This window comes from Burkholderia sp. AU27893 (genome assembly GCF_002223205.1).
GTDB lineage: Bacteria > Pseudomonadota > Gammaproteobacteria > Burkholderiales > Burkholderiaceae > Burkholderia.
Window position 1 is genome coordinate 869,649 of record NZ_NKFD01000004.1, and the last position, 18,095, is coordinate 887,743.

The 18,095-nt window shown below is 68.2% G+C and carries 14 protein-coding genes; 10 read left to right on the forward strand and 4 right to left on the reverse strand.

Annotated elements, in window-relative coordinates:
• Window positions 1–113: 113 nt before the first annotated feature.
• Window positions 114–1,289 (reverse strand): HPP family protein, encoded by a 1,176-nt coding sequence (locus tag CFB47_RS23810; RefSeq protein ID WP_089462473.1) that lies wholly within the window; start codon window positions 1,287–1,289, stop codon window positions 114–116.
• A 362-nt stretch (window positions 1,290–1,651) separates the two neighbouring features.
• On the opposite strand from CFB47_RS23810, the gene CFB47_RS23815 reads away from it, so the two are divergent.
• Window positions 1,652–2,620, forward strand: a complete 969-nt coding sequence (locus CFB47_RS23815; protein ID WP_089427284.1) for a LysR family transcriptional regulator — start codon at window positions 1,652–1,654, stop codon at window positions 2,618–2,620.
• 49 nt (window positions 2,621–2,669) lie between these two features.
• Here CFB47_RS23815 and CFB47_RS23820 read toward each other — a convergent pair whose 3' ends face one another.
• Window positions 2,670–4,034, reverse strand: coding sequence for an MFS transporter (locus CFB47_RS23820; protein ID WP_089462474.1), 1,365 nt, complete (start codon window positions 4,032–4,034; stop codon window positions 2,670–2,672).
• Between the two features lie 73 nt (window positions 4,035–4,107).
• Window positions 4,108–5,046, reverse strand: a complete 939-nt coding sequence (locus tag CFB47_RS23825) for a 2-hydroxyacid dehydrogenase (protein ID WP_089463526.1) — start codon at window positions 5,044–5,046, stop codon at window positions 4,108–4,110.
• Window positions 5,047–5,165: 119 nt separating this feature from the next.
• Between CFB47_RS23825 and CFB47_RS23830 the strand changes: the two genes are divergently transcribed.
• From CFB47_RS23830 to CFB47_RS23865, 8 genes are all read left to right on the forward strand, one after another.
• A complete protein-coding gene (locus tag CFB47_RS23830; protein ID WP_089427287.1) occupies window positions 5,166–6,074 on the forward strand; it encodes a LysR substrate-binding domain-containing protein in 909 nt (302 codons plus the stop codon).
• A gap of 285 nt (window positions 6,075–6,359) precedes the next feature.
• A complete protein-coding gene (locus CFB47_RS23835; protein WP_089462475.1) occupies window positions 6,360–7,388 on the forward strand; it encodes a TRAP transporter substrate-binding protein in 1,029 nt (342 codons plus the stop codon).
• A 3-nt stretch (window positions 7,389–7,391) separates the two neighbouring features.
• A complete protein-coding gene (locus tag CFB47_RS23840; protein ID WP_089462476.1) occupies window positions 7,392–9,278 on the forward strand; it encodes a TRAP transporter large permease subunit in 1,887 nt (628 codons plus the stop codon).
• A 22-nt stretch (window positions 9,279–9,300) separates the two neighbouring features.
• Window positions 9,301–10,371 carry a LacI family DNA-binding transcriptional regulator gene (locus CFB47_RS23845; RefSeq protein ID WP_089458399.1) on the forward strand — a complete coding sequence of 357 codons (1,071 nt, stop codon included), beginning with the start codon at window positions 9,301–9,303 and terminating at the stop codon, window positions 10,369–10,371.
• Complete coding sequence (locus tag CFB47_RS23850; RefSeq protein WP_089462477.1) at window positions 10,368–11,390, forward strand: hydroxyacid dehydrogenase; 1,023 nt, start codon at window positions 10,368–10,370, stop codon at window positions 11,388–11,390. Before CFB47_RS23845 ends, CFB47_RS23850 begins: the two co-directional genes overlap by 4 nt.
• Window positions 11,387–12,211, forward strand: coding sequence for an amidohydrolase family protein (locus tag CFB47_RS23855; RefSeq protein WP_089462478.1), 825 nt, complete (start codon window positions 11,387–11,389; stop codon window positions 12,209–12,211). Before CFB47_RS23850 ends, CFB47_RS23855 begins: the two co-directional genes overlap by 4 nt.
• A 666-nt stretch (window positions 12,212–12,877) precedes the next feature.
• Window positions 12,878–13,651 carry a hypothetical protein gene (locus CFB47_RS23860; protein WP_046548017.1) on the forward strand — a complete coding sequence of 258 codons (774 nt, stop codon included), beginning with the start codon at window positions 12,878–12,880 and terminating at the stop codon, window positions 13,649–13,651.
• 20 nt (window positions 13,652–13,671) lie between these two features.
• Window positions 13,672–14,805: a transporter substrate-binding domain-containing protein gene (locus tag CFB47_RS23865; protein WP_089462479.1), complete on the forward strand. Its 1,134-nt coding sequence runs from the start codon at window positions 13,672–13,674 to the stop codon at window positions 14,803–14,805.
• Between the two features lie 94 nt (window positions 14,806–14,899).
• Here the strand turns inward: CFB47_RS23865 and CFB47_RS23870 are convergent, their stop codons facing one another.
• Window positions 14,900–15,988 carry a calcium:proton antiporter gene (locus tag CFB47_RS23870; protein ID WP_089458395.1) on the reverse strand — a complete coding sequence of 363 codons (1,089 nt, stop codon included), beginning with the start codon at window positions 15,986–15,988 and terminating at the stop codon, window positions 14,900–14,902.
• A 549-nt stretch (window positions 15,989–16,537) separates the two neighbouring features.
• Here CFB47_RS23870 and CFB47_RS23875 point away from each other — a divergent pair.
• Window positions 16,538–18,094 (forward strand): 3-hydroxyacyl-CoA dehydrogenase, encoded by a 1,557-nt coding sequence (locus tag CFB47_RS23875; RefSeq protein ID WP_089458394.1) that lies wholly within the window; start codon window positions 16,538–16,540, stop codon window positions 18,092–18,094.
• Window position 18,095 lies beyond the last annotated feature (1 nt).

Below are 18,095 nucleotides of genomic sequence, written 5' to 3' on the forward strand. Positions count from 1 at the left end.
CGGACAGTCAGTTTCGGTAGCGATGAATATATCACAACATGATATAAATGGTCGAATGGGGGCGAATAAAATGCACTCCGCGTTGTGTCGGCGCGTTACGCGCGTCGCATGCGCTACGCGGCCTCGAGCATTTGCGTCTGGCGATAGAGGCCCGTGACGAGATCCGTCTGCGTAATGATCCCGACGAGCCGGCGCGATGCATCGACGACCGGAATGTGGTGGTGGCCCGAATGCGTAAACAGCGGGACAAGCGCGGTGATCGGCATCGTTTCCGGCACGCACGCGACGTCGCGCGTCATCACGGTGGCGACGCTCGCCGGCTGGCCGCCGAACGATTGCGGTAGCCGTGCCGACAGGCGCTGCCACAGCGGGGTCGGACGGCGCAGCTGGCGCGTGAGGTCGGCGCGCGTGACGATGCCGGTCAGGCGGCCTTCGCCGTCGACGACCGGCAGCGCCTTCACGCGGTGGCGGTCGAGCAGCGTGAGCGTGGCCGTCACCGACGTCGACGGCGCGACTTCGATCGCATGCTTCGTCATCAGGTCGGCGCACGAGAGTTGGCCGAAGGTGCGCGTATAGGCCTGCATCTCGGTTTCGCGCAGCAGCGCTTCGAGGTCGTCCGGATCGACGTCGAGCCATTCGCCGCGGCGCTTCAGCACCGCATCGAGGTCGCCGCGCGTGAAGCCGCCGCGCGCGGGTGCGGCGCCGCCTGCCTGCGGTTTCGCGTCGGGGCGCACGCCGCCGTGCGGGTAGCGGTGCCCGGTCAGCGCGTGATAGGCGAGCGCGGCCGACAGCAGGATGGCCGATTGCAGCGCGATCGGCTCGAGCACGAAACTGAACCCGAGCGAATGGATCGCGGGGCCGCCGACCACGGCCGTGAGCGCGACGGCGCCCGACGGCGGGTGCACGCAGCGCAGCACGAACATGCCGCCGATCGCGCACGCGATCGCGACCGCGGCGGCCGTGATCGGATCGGCGATCCATTGGGCGCACGCGACACCGACCGTCGCCGCGACGAGATTGCCGCCGATGATCGACCACGGTTGCGCGAGCGGGCTTGCCGGCACCGCGAACAGCAGCACGGCCGACGCGCCCATCGGCGCGACGAGCAACGGCACGAGCCCCGGCACGCCGGGCAGCAGCCGCATCGTCACGCCGACCGTCGCGATGCCGACGAGCGCGCCCGTGCACGAACGCAGGCGCTCGCGCCAGCCCAGCGACATCGGATGGGGAATGAAGCTGTGCAGCCATTGCCGCAACGTGCGGCGCGACGAAGGGGAGCCTGACGACATGGACGGTAAGCGGTAAGAGTGACGGCGCGGAGGCGCGCAGCGACAAGCGGCGAATTATATCGTGTTGTGATACAAATTGTCGTGCTGCATCAGGCCGTTGCACGTGCGCGACGCGCGTTGCTTGCAAGAACCTTTCATCAGATGAGAGTTTGCGGGCCGCAGATCCGCGCAAATTTGTCTGCAGCGGCGTACAATTCGGGCCACTGAATCCCCCGTCATGCCAGAACCCCGTACGCGATGCCCGCTCTCCCGCCTTTCTCCCGGCACGGTGATCGATTCGACGTGGTTCGCGGCTGCGTTCCGTTCCCCACCTGACGCGAGCGCTGCCGACGCCTCCCCACTGACTCCCCCAAGCCAATTCAATGGACATGCTCGAAAACATGCGCCTGTTCGTGCGCGTTGTCGAATCCGGCAGTTTTACTGCGGTCGCGAAGGAAATCGACGCGACCACCGCGCAGGTGTCGCGCGCGGTATCGAACCTCGAAGCGCACGTACAGACGCGGCTGCTGCATCGCACGACGCGCCACCTCGGCCTCACCGAAAGCGGCGAACGCTATTTCGAGCGCGCGAAATCGATCCTCGCGGAGATCGACTACGCGAACGCGGAGGCGCGCAATGCACTGCTGCGGCCGAGCGGCAAGATGCGCATCCATGCGATGACGGGGCTCGGGCAGAGTCATGTCGTGTCGTCGATCGTCCGCTACCAGGAGGACAACCCCGACGTGTCGGTCGAACTGACGCTCGCGCAGCGGATGCCGAATCTCGTCGAGGAGGGCTATGACGTATCGATCGTGACGGCGTCGCAACTACCCGATTCGGGCTATGTCGCGCAAACCTGCGGCACGAGCTGCAGCGTGCTCGTCGCGTCGCGCGAATACCTGGCGCGCCACGGCACGCCGCAGTCGCCCGACGAGTTGCCGAACCACGTGTGCCTGCGGCTCGACACGCCTGCGTCGCCGGCCGGCGAATGGCGGCTCGAGCGCAGCGACGGCGAAGAGGCCGTCTACGAACTGCAGCCCGCGCCGTTCCAGGTCAACGTGCCGGACGCGCTGTGCGTCGCGGTGCGCGCCGGGCGCGGGATCGCGTGCGTCGCGCTGTATACGGTTCTCGACGACATACGCGAGGGGCGGCTGATCCGCGTGCTGCCCGAGTATCGGCTGCAGACGGTGAGCGTGTACGCCGTCTACGCGACGCGCCGCTATCTCGACGCGAAGATCCGCACGTTCCTCGACCACCTTCGCACGACGCTCACGCCCGCGCTGGAGAACGACCTGCGCGAACTCGACCGGCTGACGACCGAACTGACGCCGGGCGGTCGCAAGCGCGCGTGACGATCGGCACGGTCGTGCGCCGCGCGCACCGCTCGCAACGCGGCGCGGTTCATGCGTGCGGCGCGATGCGAATCCGCTCGAAGCGGCCCGCGAGCCACGCGTAGGCGGCAATGCCGAGCAGCCCGTGCGCGGCGACGAACCACAATGCGCCGGCGAACGAGCCGGTGCTGGCGACGAAATAGCCGATCACGAGCGGCGTGACGATCCCGGCGATGTTGCCGAGGCCATTGAACACGCCGCCGCTCAGCCCGACCATACCTTCCGGCGCGGTGTCGGCGAGCACGGCCCAGCCGACCGCCGCGAGGCCCTTGCCGAAGAACGCGATCGTCATCAGCGCGATCACGACCGCATTCGACGATGCGCCGTTCGCAAGCACGAGCAGCGTCGCCATCGCCATCCCCACGACGAACGGCGTCTTGCGCGCCTTCGACGGGTGCATGCCGCGCCGGATCAGCCAGTCCGACAGCACGCCGCCGAGCACGCCGCCCGTGAAGCCGCAGATCGCCGGCAGCGCGGCGACCCAGCCGGCCTCCATGATCGTCATCCCGCGCCCCTTGATCAGGTAGATCGGGAACCACGTGATGAAGAAGTAGGTGAGTGCCGTGATGCAGTACTGGCCGATGTAGATCGCCCACAGGTTCCGGTGGCGGAACAGTTGCGACACGTCGTGCCACGACACGCGCGGCCGATGACGCACGCGGTTCGCTTCGAGATCGACGAGCGCGCCGTGGGTGCGCAGGTAGTCGCGCTCCGCGTCGCTCACGCGCGGGTGGCCGTGCGGCTCGCGATACCACGCGAACCACAGCGCGGCGAGCGCGATGCCGAGCATTCCCATCCACAGGAACACGTGCTCCCAGCCGAGCGCATGCGTGAGCCATGCCATCGCGGGCGTGAACAGCACGACGGCCATGTACTGCGCGGAATTGAACAGGGCCGACGCCGTGCCGCGTTCGGCGGTCGGGAACCAGCACGCGACGATTCTCGAATTGGCCGGGAACGCCGGCGATTCGACGAGGCCGAGCATGAAGCGCATGACGAACAGCGCGAGCGTGGCGGACGCGCCTTGCACGGCGAGCCAGCCGACCGTGCCCTGCAGCATCGTGAACACCGACCACAGCAGCAGGCTCAGGCCGTACACGCGCCGTGCGCCGAAGCGGTCGAGCAGCCAGCCGCCGGGAATCTGTCCGATCGCATAGGCCCACGCGAACGCGGAAAAGACGATGCCGAGCTGCACGGGCGTCAGCCCGAGGTCGTGCGCGACGCCGGTGCCGGCGATCGACATCGTCGCGCGATCCGCATAGTTGATGACGGTGACCATGAAAATCAGCGCGAGGACCGCATAGCGGACGCGGCCGATCGTGCGCGAGGCGGCGGGTGACGCGGCGAGGGCGGCGCCGCTGGATCGATTGGGCATGCGTGTCTCCTGGCCTCCGTCGTGCGGAGGCATCCGGTGTTGTAACGAGGGGCAGCCGTGCGGTGGGCTGCGATCAGCGTGTGACGCTGGTCGGCGGGCGCTGGCCCGCGAAGCACGCGGCGAGGTTGGCCAGCACGATCCGGCCCATCTCTTCGCGGGTTTCGCGGGTCGCGCTCGCCCGGTGCGGTTGCACGACGACGCGGTCGAGCTCGAGCAATTCGGCCGGCACGTGCGGCTCGTTCGCGAATACGTCGAGGCCGGCGCCGGCGATCGTGCCGTCGGCGAGTGCGCGAATCAGCGCGGCTTCGTCGACCAGCTTGCCGCGTGCGATATTGATCAGGAATCCTTTGGGGCCGAGCGCGGCGAGCACGTCGGCGGTCACGAGCACGTTGCCGTGATCGGCCGATGCCGCGATCACGAGCACGTCGCTGTCGCGCGCGAGCGCGGCGAGGTCGGGCACGAAGCGATAGCCGCTGTCGCGATGCTCGTGCGGGCCGAAGTAGCCGACGGGCATCCGGAACGCCTGCGCGCGCTGTGCGATCGCGCGGCCGACGCGGCCGAGCCCGACGATGCCGAGCCGCTTGCCGGTCACCTGCGTCGCGAGCGGCTGGGCCGTCTTGCCCCAGCGGCCGGCGCGCACGATGCGCTCGCCGGCGCCGAGGTCGCGCAGTGTCATCAGGATCAGCCCCATCGCCATGTCGGCGACGTCGTCGGTCAGCACGTCGGGCGTTGTCGTCACGTGGATGCCGCGTGCCCGCGCGCGGTCGAGATCGACGGCGTCGGTGCCGATGCCGCTGATCGCGACGATCTCGAGCGCGGGCAGCCGGTCCATCAGCGCGGCGGCGAGGCCGTTCGCACCGCCGGTCACGACACCGCGAATGCGTGCGGCGACGCGGTCGAGCAACGCGTCCGGCTGCTCGGCCGCATACAGCCGGTGCACGGCGTAACGGGCGGACAGTTCGGCGTCGATGGCGTCGGGAAGCGGCTGGGTGAGGAGGATGTCGATGGTCATGAAGGTCTCGGTCGTCGTGCGCGGCGCGGGCCGGTGCCGCGCATCAGGTGCAACCGAGTATAGAAATCGCATCGATATGCGTCTAACATCAAAAGACTATCGATTGATTCAAGAATTGGATGATTGAACTGCACCAGCTTCGCTGTTTCGTCGCGGTCGCCGAGGAGCTGCATTTCGGTCGCGCGGCGCGGCGGCTCTTCATGACCCAGCCGCCGCTCAGCCGGCAGATCCAGTTGCTCGAGCATGCGCTCGGCATCGCGCTGCTCGAACGCAGCAGCCGGCAGGTCAGCCTGACCGCGGCCGGCGAGCGCTTTCTGCGCGACGCGCGGCACATCCTCGAATTCTCCGCACGGGCCGAGCAGGCCGCGCAGCGCGTCGCACATGGCGGCGCGGGCCGCATCACGCTCGGCTTCACGGCGGTCAGCGCGTATCGGATGATCCCGATGCTGCTGGCGCACGCCGCGCACGCGCTGCCGGACGTCGACATCGAATTGCGCGAGATGGTGTCGACCGTACAGATCGATGCGCTGGCGTCGCGGATGCTCGATGCGGGCTTCGTGCGTCAGCGCGCCGCGCGCCAGCCGCTCGAATACCGGCTCGTGCAGCGCGAGCCGATGCTGGTCGCGGTCGCGGAGGGCGCGCCGCTCGCCGCGTGCGAGCGCATCGGCCCCGACGAGCTCGACCGGCAGCCGTTCATCGCGTATTCGCCGAACGAGGGGAAATACTTCCACGACCTGATCTCGGGCCTGTTCGCGAACGCGGGGCGGCTGCCGAACTACCTGCATTACGTCGGGCAGACGCATACGATCCTCGGCCTCGTGCGCGCGGGGCTCGGCGCCGCGCTCGTGCCGGCATCGGCGCGCGAACTGCATGTGGACGGCGTGGTGTTCCGGCCGCTGGCGGGTGCCGACGTGGCGGCCGAGTTGTATCTCGCGTGGCGCGCGGACAACGACAACCCGGCGCTGCCGGTGTTCAACGCGATGGTCGAGCGGTTTTTGACCGAGAGCGCCGACGAAGCGGGCGCATAGAGGCGAGGGGCGACTCGCGCGAGCGTCTCGCCTGTCTGCCGGGTTTAAAGTCTGTCGTCTGACGATTCGAGGTGCCCGCTCGAATCATTTCCGGGTCATTTCGAAATCAGCGTGAATTCCGTTGATTTGCAAAGAAATCGATTGGAAATAGACGCCGGAGATCCCTGATTTCCACCCTTGTCACGGGAAAACCCTCATTTTTATCTCATCGGTCGTCGTATTACTGTATCGATACACTAAATCGATACAGTGCGTCGCGAGACGCCATCGCAAAGGAGACGGCCCATGAATACCTACACCCGGCGGCGCTTTCTGCAGACGGTGTCCGCCGCGACGCTCGCGGCCGCAGGCGGCTTGCCGGAAGCCGTGCGCGCGCAGCCGGTCGTGACGCTGCGTTGCTCGTCGTCGATGCCGGCCGACCAGAACGCCGCGCACTACGTGTGGTACGAGCGTCTTGCCGCGAACCTGAAGGCGAGTGTCGGCGACGCGATCCGGGTCGACTACTTTCCGAACAGCCAGCTCGGCAAGGAGAGCGATGTCGTGCAGCAGGTCAAGATCGGCGCGATCGACATGATGATCGCGGGTTCGTCGATCTGGGCGACGGTGGCGCCGGAGCTCGGCATGCTCGATCTCGGCTATCTGTTCGACAGCTATGCGCATGTCGCGAAAGTGCTCGACGGCCCGGTCGGTGCCAGCCTGAACGCGCTGCTGCAAAAGCGCGCGGGCTGCTCGGTGCTGACCTGGGGCTCGCATTTCGGCGGGCGCTGCGTGTTCACGAAGCAGCCCGTGCTGGCCCTGCAGGGGCTGAAGGGCACGAAGCTGCGTGTGCTGCCGACGCCCGCGTTCATGGATACCTTCAAGGCGATGGGCGCGGTGCCGACACCGATTCCGTTCGGCGAGCTGTACATGGCCGTGCAGACGGGCGTCGTCGACGGGCTCGAGCACGATCCGGCCACGGTGCTCGCGAGCAAGTTCGACGAAGTGGTGAAGTCGTGCTGGCAATCGCAGCACGTGTTTGCGGCGATGACCGTCGTGATGGGGCGGCGTGCGCTCGACCGGATTCCGGCGAACCTGCGTCCCGCGTTCGATCGCGCGGTAGCCGACGCCACCGCGCAGCAGCGCGCGATTGCCGCGCAGAAGGCCGACCAGGCCGAACAGGCGCTGAAGCAGCACGGCATGCGCTTCCATCCGATGGTGCCGGCCGAACGCGCGGCGTTGCGGCAGACGATGCACGACCGGCTCTATACGGCATTCGCCACGCAGTATCCGGCCACCGCGCCGCTGTTTCCGGCGATCGCCGCCGGGCGGGGCTGAACGATGGAGACCTGTTCCGTTTCGGGCGCCGCGACGGCGCCTGACGCCGGCCGCCCGGCACGACGCGGCGCGCGGGTGCTGGACGCGATGCTGCGCGCGATCGAATACGTGTCCGCGGCCGTGCTGGCCGTCGATGTGCTGGTCGTGTTCGTGTCGGTCGTGTGTCGTTATTTCCTGCACGACCCGCTCGACTGGACCGAAGAAGTCGCGAGTGCGCTGATGATCGTGCTGGTGTTCTTCGGTGCGGCGACGGTGCTCGGGCGCAGCCAGCACGTCGGCATCGACCTGTTTCGCGGCGCGTTCCCCGCGCGCTGGCAGGGCGCGCTCGTGCAGATCGGCCACTGGATCGTCGCGGCCGTCTCGCTGAACCTGCTGGTGTCGTCGTGCCAGTTGCTGGCCGATTCGTACGACCAGTTGACGCCGGGCGGGCTGCCGGGCTGGATCAACGTGTACCCGATGATGTTCGGCGCGCTGTTCATGACCGTGTTCGCGCTGGCGAACGCGCTTAACGCGCCGCGCCGCCGGGTATTCGGCACGCTCGCGTGCTGCGCGGGGTTCGCGGCCGCGCTGTACGGATGGAATGCGCTGGCGCCGGCGCATGCGATCGCGCCGGGCCTGCTGCTGGCAGCTGGTTTCGTCGGCGGGCTCGTGCTGGGCGTGCCGATCGGCTTCGTGCTCGCGTTCTCGGCGCTGCTGTATTTCCTCGCCGACCCGACCCTGCCGCTGCTCGTCTATTCGCAGCAGGTCATGGCCGGCGCCGATCACTTCGTGCTGCTCGCCGTGCCGTTCTTCGTGCTGGCCGGGCTGCTGATGGAATCGAACGGCATGTCCGCGCGGCTCGTCGAGCTGCTGCTGCGGATCTTCGGGCGCGTGCGCGGCGGGCTCGGCCTGATCGTGATTCTCGCGACGGCCTGCTTTTCCGGTGTGTCGGGCTCCAAGCTCGCCGACGTCGCGGCCGTCGGCGGCGTCGTGATGCCGGCGGTGCGCCGTGCGCGCCAGGATCCCGACGAAACGGCCGCGCTGCTCGCGTGCAGCGCGGTGATGGCCGAGACCATCCCGCCGTGCGTGAACATGATCATCATGGGCTTCGTCGCGAACATCTCGATTGCCGGGCTGTTCGTCGCGGGCATCGTGCCGGCCGCGGTGCTGGCCGCGTCGCTCGCGGTGGTCACGGTGATCGCCGGGCGCAGGATCGACGTCGCGGCGGTGTTCACGGAACGCCGCGCGTGGCTGCCGCTCGCGGGCGGCGCGCTGGTCGCGCTGGTGATGGTCGCGATGATCGGCAAGGGCGTGACGTCGGGGATCGCGACGTCGACCGAGGTGTCCGCGTTCGCGGTGGTCTATGCGCTCGTGGCGGGCTGGCTCGCGTTTGGCGAGCTGACGTGGCGGTCGGTCGGGCGCGTGTTCGTGCGTGCGGCGTCGATGGCCGGCGGCATCCTGTTCATCGTCGCCGCGGCGTCGAGTGTGTCGTTCGCGCTGTCGATCGAGCAAATCCCGGCGCTGGTCTCGGGCACAATGACCGCGTTCGCCCACCAGTACGGTGCGACGATGTTCCTGCTGCTCGCGGCGCTGGTCATGATCGTGTTCGGCGCGGTGCTCGAGGGGGCGCCGGCGCTGATCATCTTCGGGCCGCTGCTTGCGCCGATCGCGCTGCAGCTCGGCATCAACCCGTTGCATTTCGGCACGGTCGTGGTGGTGGCGATGGGGCTCGGCCTGTTCGCGCCGCCGGTCGGACTCGGTCTGTTCACGACCTGCGCGATCACGGGCACCGAAGTCCGGCACGTCGCGCGGCCGATGGTGAAATATCTGCTGGTGCTGGTCGCCGCCCTCGTGGCGCTGATTCTCGTGCCGGCGTTTTCGTTGTGGCTGCCGGCCCATTTCGGCCTGTAGCCGCCTTTTACAGCAAGACGACATGAGTACGATTCAGGACGTGGCCCGTCATGCGGCCGTTTCGGTCAGCACGGTTTCGAACGTGCTCAACGGCCGCACCGACCAGATGAAGCAGGAAACGCTCGAACGCGTGAAGGCCGCGATGGAAGCGCTGCAGTACCGGCCCAGCACGCTCGCGCGCCAGCTCAAGACCGGGCAGACGCCGCTCGTCGGGCTGCTGGTGCCGTCGATGGCGAACCCGATGTACGGCTACATCGCGCGCGAGGTCGAGGCCTGCGCGCAGGAGCGGTACGGCCATCGCGTGCTGATCGGCAATACGTATCGCGATGCGAAGAAGGAAGCATCGTTCTTCGACGACCTGTTCGCGCATGGCGTGCGGCGCGTGATCGTGATTTCGTCGCTGGCCGACGAAAGCCACCTCGAGCGCGCGGCCGAGCGCGGGATGACGGTGGTGAGCTACGACCGGCGCGCGACGCCCGGCGAACGGTCGAAGGTCGAACACGTCACGGCCGACAACGAGGCCGCCGCGCGGCTCGCGACGCGCTGCCTGGTCGATGCGGGACACCGGCGGCTCGCGTTCGCGACGGTCGCCGGCATGACGGTGAGCCGCAGCGACAAGATCCGGGGCTTTCTCGAGACGGCACGCGAGGCGGGCGTCGACGCACACGCGCGGGTGTTCGACGGCGGCCCGGCGAATGAATACGGCGACGCCGTGATCGTCGACGTGGGGCGCGCGCTGGGTGTCGCGCTTGCCGCCGATCCGGCGCGGCCGACCGGCATCGTCGCGGTCAACGACCTGTTCGCGCTCGGCCTGATGGCCGGGTTGCGCGATGGCGGCCTGCGCGTGCCGGACGACGTGTCGGTCGTCGGGATGGACGGTCATTTCCTGTCGGCGATTTCCAATCCGGCGCTGACCACGGTGCAATTGCCCGTCACCGCGATGGCCGAGGACATGGTGCGGCGCGTGATGCGGGCGGACGGCGACATGCCGCTGGCGCGCGAGCCGCACGTATTCTCCGGCGTGACGCTCATCGAGCGCGCCTCGGTCGCGCCGCCGCCGCAAGCGGACCACTCGCACGGAGGCGCCGCATGACGCGCGTCTTCGTCACGCATCCGTCGGGGATGCTCGACCGTTATTTCGGCGCGAAGGCCATGCGCGCGCTGCAGGCGATCGCGGACGTCACGTGCAATCCGCTCGATCGCGAGATGGGCACGGACGAACTGATCGCGGCCGCGCAGGGTTGCGATGCGATGATCGCGTACCGACAGACGCCCGCGCCGCGTGCGCTGTTCGCCGGGCTGCCCGCGCTGGCGGCGTTCCTGCGCTGCGCAGTCGATATCCGCACCGTCGACGTCGACGCGGCGAGCACGTTCGGCGTGCTGGTCACGCAGGCGAGCCCCGGCTTCGCGCCGGCGGTCGCCGAGTGGGTGATCGGCGCGATGATCGATCTCGCGCGCGGTATCGGCCGTTATGCGTCGGCCTACCACCAACGGATGCCGCCCATGCCGCAGATGGGGCGCGAATTGCGCGGCAGCACGCTCGGCCTGATCGGTTACGGACAGATCGCACGCCACCTGGCGCCGATCGCGACGGCGCTCGGGATGCGCGTGCTCGTCAGCGATCCGTACGTGCGCGTCGATGCGCCGACGCTTCAACAGGTCGACTTCGCGGCGCTGTTGCAGGCGGCCGATTTCGTCGTGTGCCTCGCGCCGGCGACGCCGGCCACCGCGAACCTGATCGATGCGGGCGCGTTCGCGGCCATGAAGCCGGGCGCGTACTTCATCAATGCGTCGCGCGGCGAACTGGTCGACGAGCAGGCGCTGTTAGATGTGCTCGACACCGGCCGGCTCGCGGGCTGTGCACTCGACGTCGGGCGCGCGCCGGACCAGATGCCGACACCCGCGCTCGCCGCGCATCCACGCGTGATCGCGACGCCGCACGTCGGCGGCCTGACGCTGCCCGCGGTCGAGCACCAGGCGCTGGAGACAGTCGATCAGCTTGCCGCGCTGCTCGCCGGAAGCGTGCCGCGCGGTGCCGTCAACGCGGCGCACGCGTCGCGGCTGGCGCGCTGGCGCACGGCAGGGGCCGATACCGGGGCGGGCGCGCGATGAGACCCGACACACCCACCGGGCGGCCGGCCGACGCGTGCGATTGCCACATCCACATCTATGACGACGCGTATCCGCTCGCGCCGACGGCGACCTTCCGTCCGCCGCACGCGCCGGTGGAGGCATATCGCCGGGTGCAGCAGACGCTCAGCCTGGCCCGCGTCGTGATCGTGCAGCCGACCGGCTATGGTGTCGACAACCGTTGCCTGCTCGACGCGCTGGCCGCATTCGGCCCGCAGGCGCGCGGCGTCGCGACGTTGCCGGCCGACGTGCCGGATGCCGAACTGGCGCGATTGCACGCGGCAGGCGTGCGCGGCGTCCGGTTCATGACGTTGGCGGGCGGCCTGGCGCGGTGGGACGAACTGGAGAGCGTGGCCGCGCGGATCGCGCCGCTTGGCTGGCACGTCGACCTGCAGCTCGACGGCCGGACGCTGCCCGAGGTCGTGCCGTTGCTGACCTCGCTACCGGCCCGGGTCGTGATCGATCACACGGGCAAGTTCCTGACGCCCGTCGCACCGGACGCGCCTGCGTTTCTCGCGCTGCGGCGCCTGCTCGACCGCGGCCACGCCTGGGTGAAGCTGTCCGCGCCGTACGAGACGTCGCGCTCGGGCGCGCCCGGCTATGACGATGTCGCGCGTCTCGCCGCCGTGCTGGCGCGCCACCATTCGGCGCGATGCGTATGGGGCAGCAATTGGCCGCACCCGAACGCGTCGCCGGTCCCCGACGACCTGTGCTTGCTCGGCTGGCTGGACGACTGCACGGCGGACGACGCGGTCAGTCGCGCGATTCTGGTCGACAACCCGACCGTACTCTACGGCTTCTGAGTCGTCCGCCAGGACGAGGCCGGGCGTCACAAGCTTTCAATCCGGAAGCTTGCGCAAGCGATGCCAAGCAATCCTGACCGAGCCCGACAGGTCGCAGTCCTGTCGATCCTTACCGTGCTGAAAGCTATCTCGCTACCGGTGTTCCAACGGCGGCGCGCAGCGCTTCGCTGCACTGCGACAACTGCTTGACGCTGCATGCCGGTCGGCGCAGGATACGTCCGTGCATGTGGAGCGGGACGCGCCGGCCGCGCGGTTCCTGCACCCGCGATACGCAAAAGAACAACGATGAGCCTTTACGCACTCGTACCGGAATACCGGCCCCGCGTTTGTCGGCCCGCCGGAACCATGCTTCTCCCGACGCCCGTCGCGTCACGTATCCGTCATCCCGTTTCGTACCGTGCCTCGGTACACTTTCCCGTCCGCGCGCGAGCCGCGACGATGAACGGCGCCCGTTGGGCGCGCCGCATCGCAGCGTCGTCTGCCGCTCCTCACCATCGCATCCTGAACGGCGCCTACACCGGCGTCTCGTGACGTCCGTCGCGCCCATCCTTGTATTGCGCCGCCGGCCTGCCTGACCGCCCGGCGGCACCGGAGTCCGAAGCATTTCGATTGAGCTTGAAAAAGCAAACGCAAGCAGTTCGGTTCGAGGTTCAAGGAGAAAAACTCATGTCGCAGCTTTCGAATGAAGAAGCAAACGGCAGTTCGGGGAGTGGCAAGGTCAAGCTGATCAAGTGGGCGATCATCATCGCCGGCGTCGCGATCGCGGCACCGGCGGCGTTGTTCATCCTGAAGGGGGTGATCGCGCTGGTCACGGCGGGCGTGATCGGCCTCGGCGCGATCTATTTCGCGCCGGTCGTCGCGATGAAGTTCGCGAACCAGAAGGTGAAGATGATCGTCCAGGAGGCGCAGGCGAATCCGATCGAGACGCTGATCAACCAGCTCGCGGAGAAGCGCCAGGCGGCCCAGAAGTTCGCGGACAGCATCACCGCGTTCCGCACCGAGGTGAAGAATTTCGAGAACAAGACGGAGCTGTTCGAGAAGCAGTATCCGGACGACGCACCACGCTTCCGGCAGCAGCTCGACACGATGAAGCAGCTGCTCTCGTTTCGCGAGGGGCGTTACAAGCAGGTGCAGGCCGAACTGAAGAATTTCGCGTCGGCGATCGACCGCGCGAAGGCGATGTGGGACATGTCGCAGGCCGCGCAGCAGATGAACAAGCTCGCGGGCCGGCAGGCGTCCGACACGTTCGAGCAGATCAAGACCGACGTGGCCGTCGATTCGGTGATGCGCTCGGTCAACAAGGCGTTCTCCGAAATGGAGACGTCGCTGATGGATAACCCCGAGGTCAAGCAGGCACAGCAGCAGGCGGTGATGAACGCGCCGCACGCGCCCGGGCTCGACGCGACGACCCCCGCGCAACTGCCGTCGAAACAACAATAACTTCCTGCAGGCTCGCAACCATGAAAAAACTTCTTGGCGCCATCGCATTTCTGGTCGTGCTCGTCGGCGTATGGATCGTGCATCAGGGCGGCCTGTCGACGCTGATTCCCGCGCATGACGCGGCCCCGGCCTCGACGTCCGCGCAAGGCGGCGACAGCGGCCCGTCCACGCAGGCGTCGCCGTCGTCCAACGTGCTGCCGGCCGGCTTCACGCCGCAGGCCAGCACGCTGAAATCGATTGCCGAAAACGGCATCGTGCGGATCTCCGTGCAGAACCCGAGCGAACCGTTCTTCGGCGAGGACAAGGGCACGCCGCACGGCTTCAACGTCGAATTCGCGCGGCTGCTGTTCGCGGATCCGTCGTTCTCGCACGGCGGCAAGCCGGTGGTCGTCGATACGCGACACGAGGTCGACACGTATCCGGGCGTGCCGAAGCAGTTGCTCGATACGGATGCGAAGGGGAACCACGTGGTCGACGTGGCGATGGACGGGCTGACGTTCCCGGACAACACGCCGTCGGGCGTCGTCTATTCGGTGCCGTACGTCGACGATTTCGGCTATTCGCTGATCGTGCGGCAGGGCTCCGCGATCCGCTCGACCGACGATCTCGCGGGCAAGACGGTCGGCATCCTGAAGGGCGACCCGGACGTGCGTGCGTTCGTCACACGCCAGTACCCGAACGTGAAGTTCGTGGAAGTCGACGATTCCGATCCGGCCTTCATCGCGAAGAGCATCGACGGCCATACGGTCGACGCGTTCATCTACGACTATCCGTTCGCGGTCAGCTCGATCAAGGACACCGACCTGAAGTTCGCGGTGACCAAGCTCGACGGCTCGAACATCGCGTACAAGATCGGCGTGCGCGCCGACGACCAGGATCTGCTGATCTACCTGAACGCCGCGATCGCGAAGCTCAAGCAGTCGCCGCAGTATCTCGACCTGCTGCGCAAGTACTTCGTCAGCGACCAGGCGGTGACGACCGCGGCCGCGTCGGGCGAGCATACGTACGTGGTGAAGGCGGGCGACACGCTGAACATGATCGCCGCGAGCAAGCTCGGCAGCGGCCAGCGCTATCGCGAGATTCAACGCCGCAACAACCTCGCCAACCCGAACCTGATCCTGGCGGGCCAGCATCTGGTGATTCCGGTGCGGTAACGGCGGCGTGACGTGAACGAAGGAAGCTGAAGGGACGTGAAGGATGGCGCGCGGCCCGGCGGAGGTGATCCGCCGGGCCGCGCGCTTTTCCGCGTCAATGCGTGATCGACAGGAACAGGTAAGCGGCGAACAGCGACAGGTGCACGACGCCGTGCAGCACCGTCGTACGCCCCTGGCTGAGCGTCAGCGTGCTGACCAGCAGCGTGAGCGCCAGCAGCACGGTTTCCATCGGGCCGATGCCGAGCGTGAGCGGCTGGCCGACCCAGATGAACACGGCCGCGACGGTCGGGATCGTCAACCCGATACTCGCGAGCGCCGAACCGAGCGCGAGATTCATGCTGGTCTGCAGGCGGTTCGCGCGCGCGGCGGTGACGGCTGCGAGCCCTTCCGGCAGCAGCACGAGCGCGGCGATCACGATACCGACCGCGGCTTCGGGCGCGCCTAGCTTCATCACCGCGTGCTCGACGGCCGGCGACAGCAGCTTCGCGAGCAGCACGACCGCGACGAGGCTCGCGAACAGCAGCAGCATGCTGATCACGGCGGTGCGGTTGCTCGGCGCTGCCGCGTGGACGGCCTCGTTCGCGCTGTCGTGCTCGGCGAGGAAGTAGTCGCGGTGGCGCACGGTCTGCACGAACACGAACGCGCCGTACAGCACGAGCGACGACACGCCGGCAAACGCGAGCTGCGATTTCGAGAAGAACGGGCCCGGCGCGGCGTTCAGGTAGTTCGGCATCACGAGCGACAGCACCGACAGCGACGCCAGCACCGCGAGCGCCTTGCTGGCGCCACGCCCCTGGAAGTCCTGTTCGCCGTGCTTCCACGCGCCGACCAGCAGGCAGATACCGACGATGCCGTTGCAGATGATCATCACGGCGGCGAACACGGTGTCGCGCGCGAGGCCCGATTTCTCGGGGCCCGCGCCGAGCATCACCGACACGATCAGCGCGACTTCGATGACGGTCACGGCGACCGCGAGCACGAGCGTGCCGAACGGTTCGCCGACGCGGTGCGCGACGACTTCGGCATGGTGGACGGCGGCGAACACGGCGCCGGCGAGGGCGGCGGCGAACACCGCGATGACGAGGCCTTCGGCCGGTACGACGCGCGACAGCGCGAGGACCAGCCAGGCGGCAAGCGGGGCCACGAGGGTCCAGCGCGGGAGCTGGTTGGACGAGAGCGGCATGGAGGGTTTCCTTATGCGAGCGGCGGCGCGCGACGCGCCGTCACGGGTTGACGAAGCCCGGCCGTACTATCCGCCGAACGAGGATGATGAAACCGAAGGGGGCGGCACGCAACGGTGCTGCCCGGGGTTCGCCGCCATCAGGCAGCGAGGGGCGCGGGCGGGCCGGAGCCCGTCGCGGGATGAAACGATTCGATGCGGCCGGCCGCGAACGACGAGGCGAGCACGTGTGACGACGCACGGGCCGGAGGCTCGGTTCCGACCCTGAAAGGGCGGCCGGCATTGGACGGCGGTGGCGACATGACACGCGGTTTCCCCCTGAAATCCGGCGGTTTGTCGAATTTTATCAGGCGTTCGGGGGGCACTATCTCATATTCGAATGCTTTCATAGACCTTTCGGTTTACAAAAAGTGCCCGACCTGTCGATTTTTTTGTCTTTGCCGTTTCCGTAACGATCTCTTGCACGACACATTCGGGCTCGCCCTGACATAAATCTACCGACCGGTCGGTTTATAATCGCTCGCACCTCCACTTCATGACGGATCGCAAGCGATGGCTGTTTCTTCTGCACATTCGGTGAACTCGGGCGCGCTGGCGCCGTCGGCCGTCGTCGGCGTGATCGGCGCCGGCGCGATGGGCGCGGGCATCGCGCAGGTCGCGGCGGCGGCCGGCCATGCGGTGCTGCTGTACGACCTGAACGAAGCCGCCTGCGACAAGGCGCTGGCCGGCATCCGTGCGCAGTTCGCGCGGCTCGCGGAGAAAGGCCGGCTCGAACCGGCGCAGGCCGACGCGGCCGGCGCCCGGATTCGCGCGGTGCGTGAACTGGCCGACTTCGCGGGCGCCGCGCTGATCGTCGAGGCGGCGGCCGAGCGGCTCGACGTGAAGCGTGAGATCTTCGCGACGCTCGAGCGCCATGTCGACGACGCGTGCCTGCTGGCCACCAATACGTCATCGATCTCGATCACGTCGATCGCGGCCGGGCTGCGCGTGCCGCAGCGTGTCGCCGGCCTGCATTTCTTCAACCCGGCGCCGCTGATGGCGCTCGTCGAGGTGGTCAGCGGGCTCGCGACCGCGCCCGCGGTCGCGCAGGTGCTGTATGCAACCGCCGCCGCGTGGGGCAAGCGGCCCGTGATGGCGAAATCGACGCCGGGCTTCATCGTGAACCGCGTCGCGCGGCCGTATTACGCGGAGGCGCTGCGCGTGCTGAACGAGCAGGGCGGCGCGCCGGCATCGATCGACGCGGTGATGCGCGAGGCCGGCGGCTTCCGGATGGGGCCGTTCGAGCTGATGGACCTGATCGGCCACGACGTGAACTTCGCGGTGACCGAATCGGTGTTCCGCGCGTATTTCAACGATCCGCGCTACACGCCGTCGCTAATCCAGCAGGAACTCGTGAACGCGGGCTTCCTTGGGCGCAAGTCGGGCCGCGGCTTCTATTCGTATGCGGACGGCGCGACGCCGCCCGCACCCGATCTCGAAGCCCCGCGCGATGCGCCCGCCGACGTTGCATTGTTTGCGCAGGACGGCCCGGCCGCCGCGCTGCACGCGCGCTTCGCCGAACGCCTTCCGGGCGCCCGGCAGGCCGGCGCGCATGCCGACGACCTGCTCGCGACGGCCGGCCGCGCATCGATCGCGTTGACCGATGGCCGTACCGCGACCGAGCGCGCCGCGCAGACGGGCGCGGCCGATCTCGTGCTGGTCGACCTTGCGCGCGATTACGCGCAGGCCGGGCTCGTTGCGCTGACGCGCGCGCTCCAGTGCAGCGACGCGGCCTATGCGGATGCGGTCGGCCTGTTCCAGCAGGCGGGTTTTCGCGTCGTCGGTGTCGCGGACGTGCCGGGCATGGTCGCGATGCGCACCGTCGCGATGCTCGCGAACGAGGCGGCCGACACGGTGAATCAGGGCGTGTGCTCGCCCGCCGATCTCGATCTCGCAATGGAGAAGGGCGTGAACTACCCGTGCGGCCCGCTCGCGTGGGCCGATGCGATCGGCATCGGCCGCGTGCATCGCGTGCTGTCGAACCTGGCGGCGAGCTACGGCGAGGACCGCTATCGCGTGTCGCCGCGCATCGCCGCGCTGCATGCGGCCGGCCGCACGTTCCGGTCGTAGC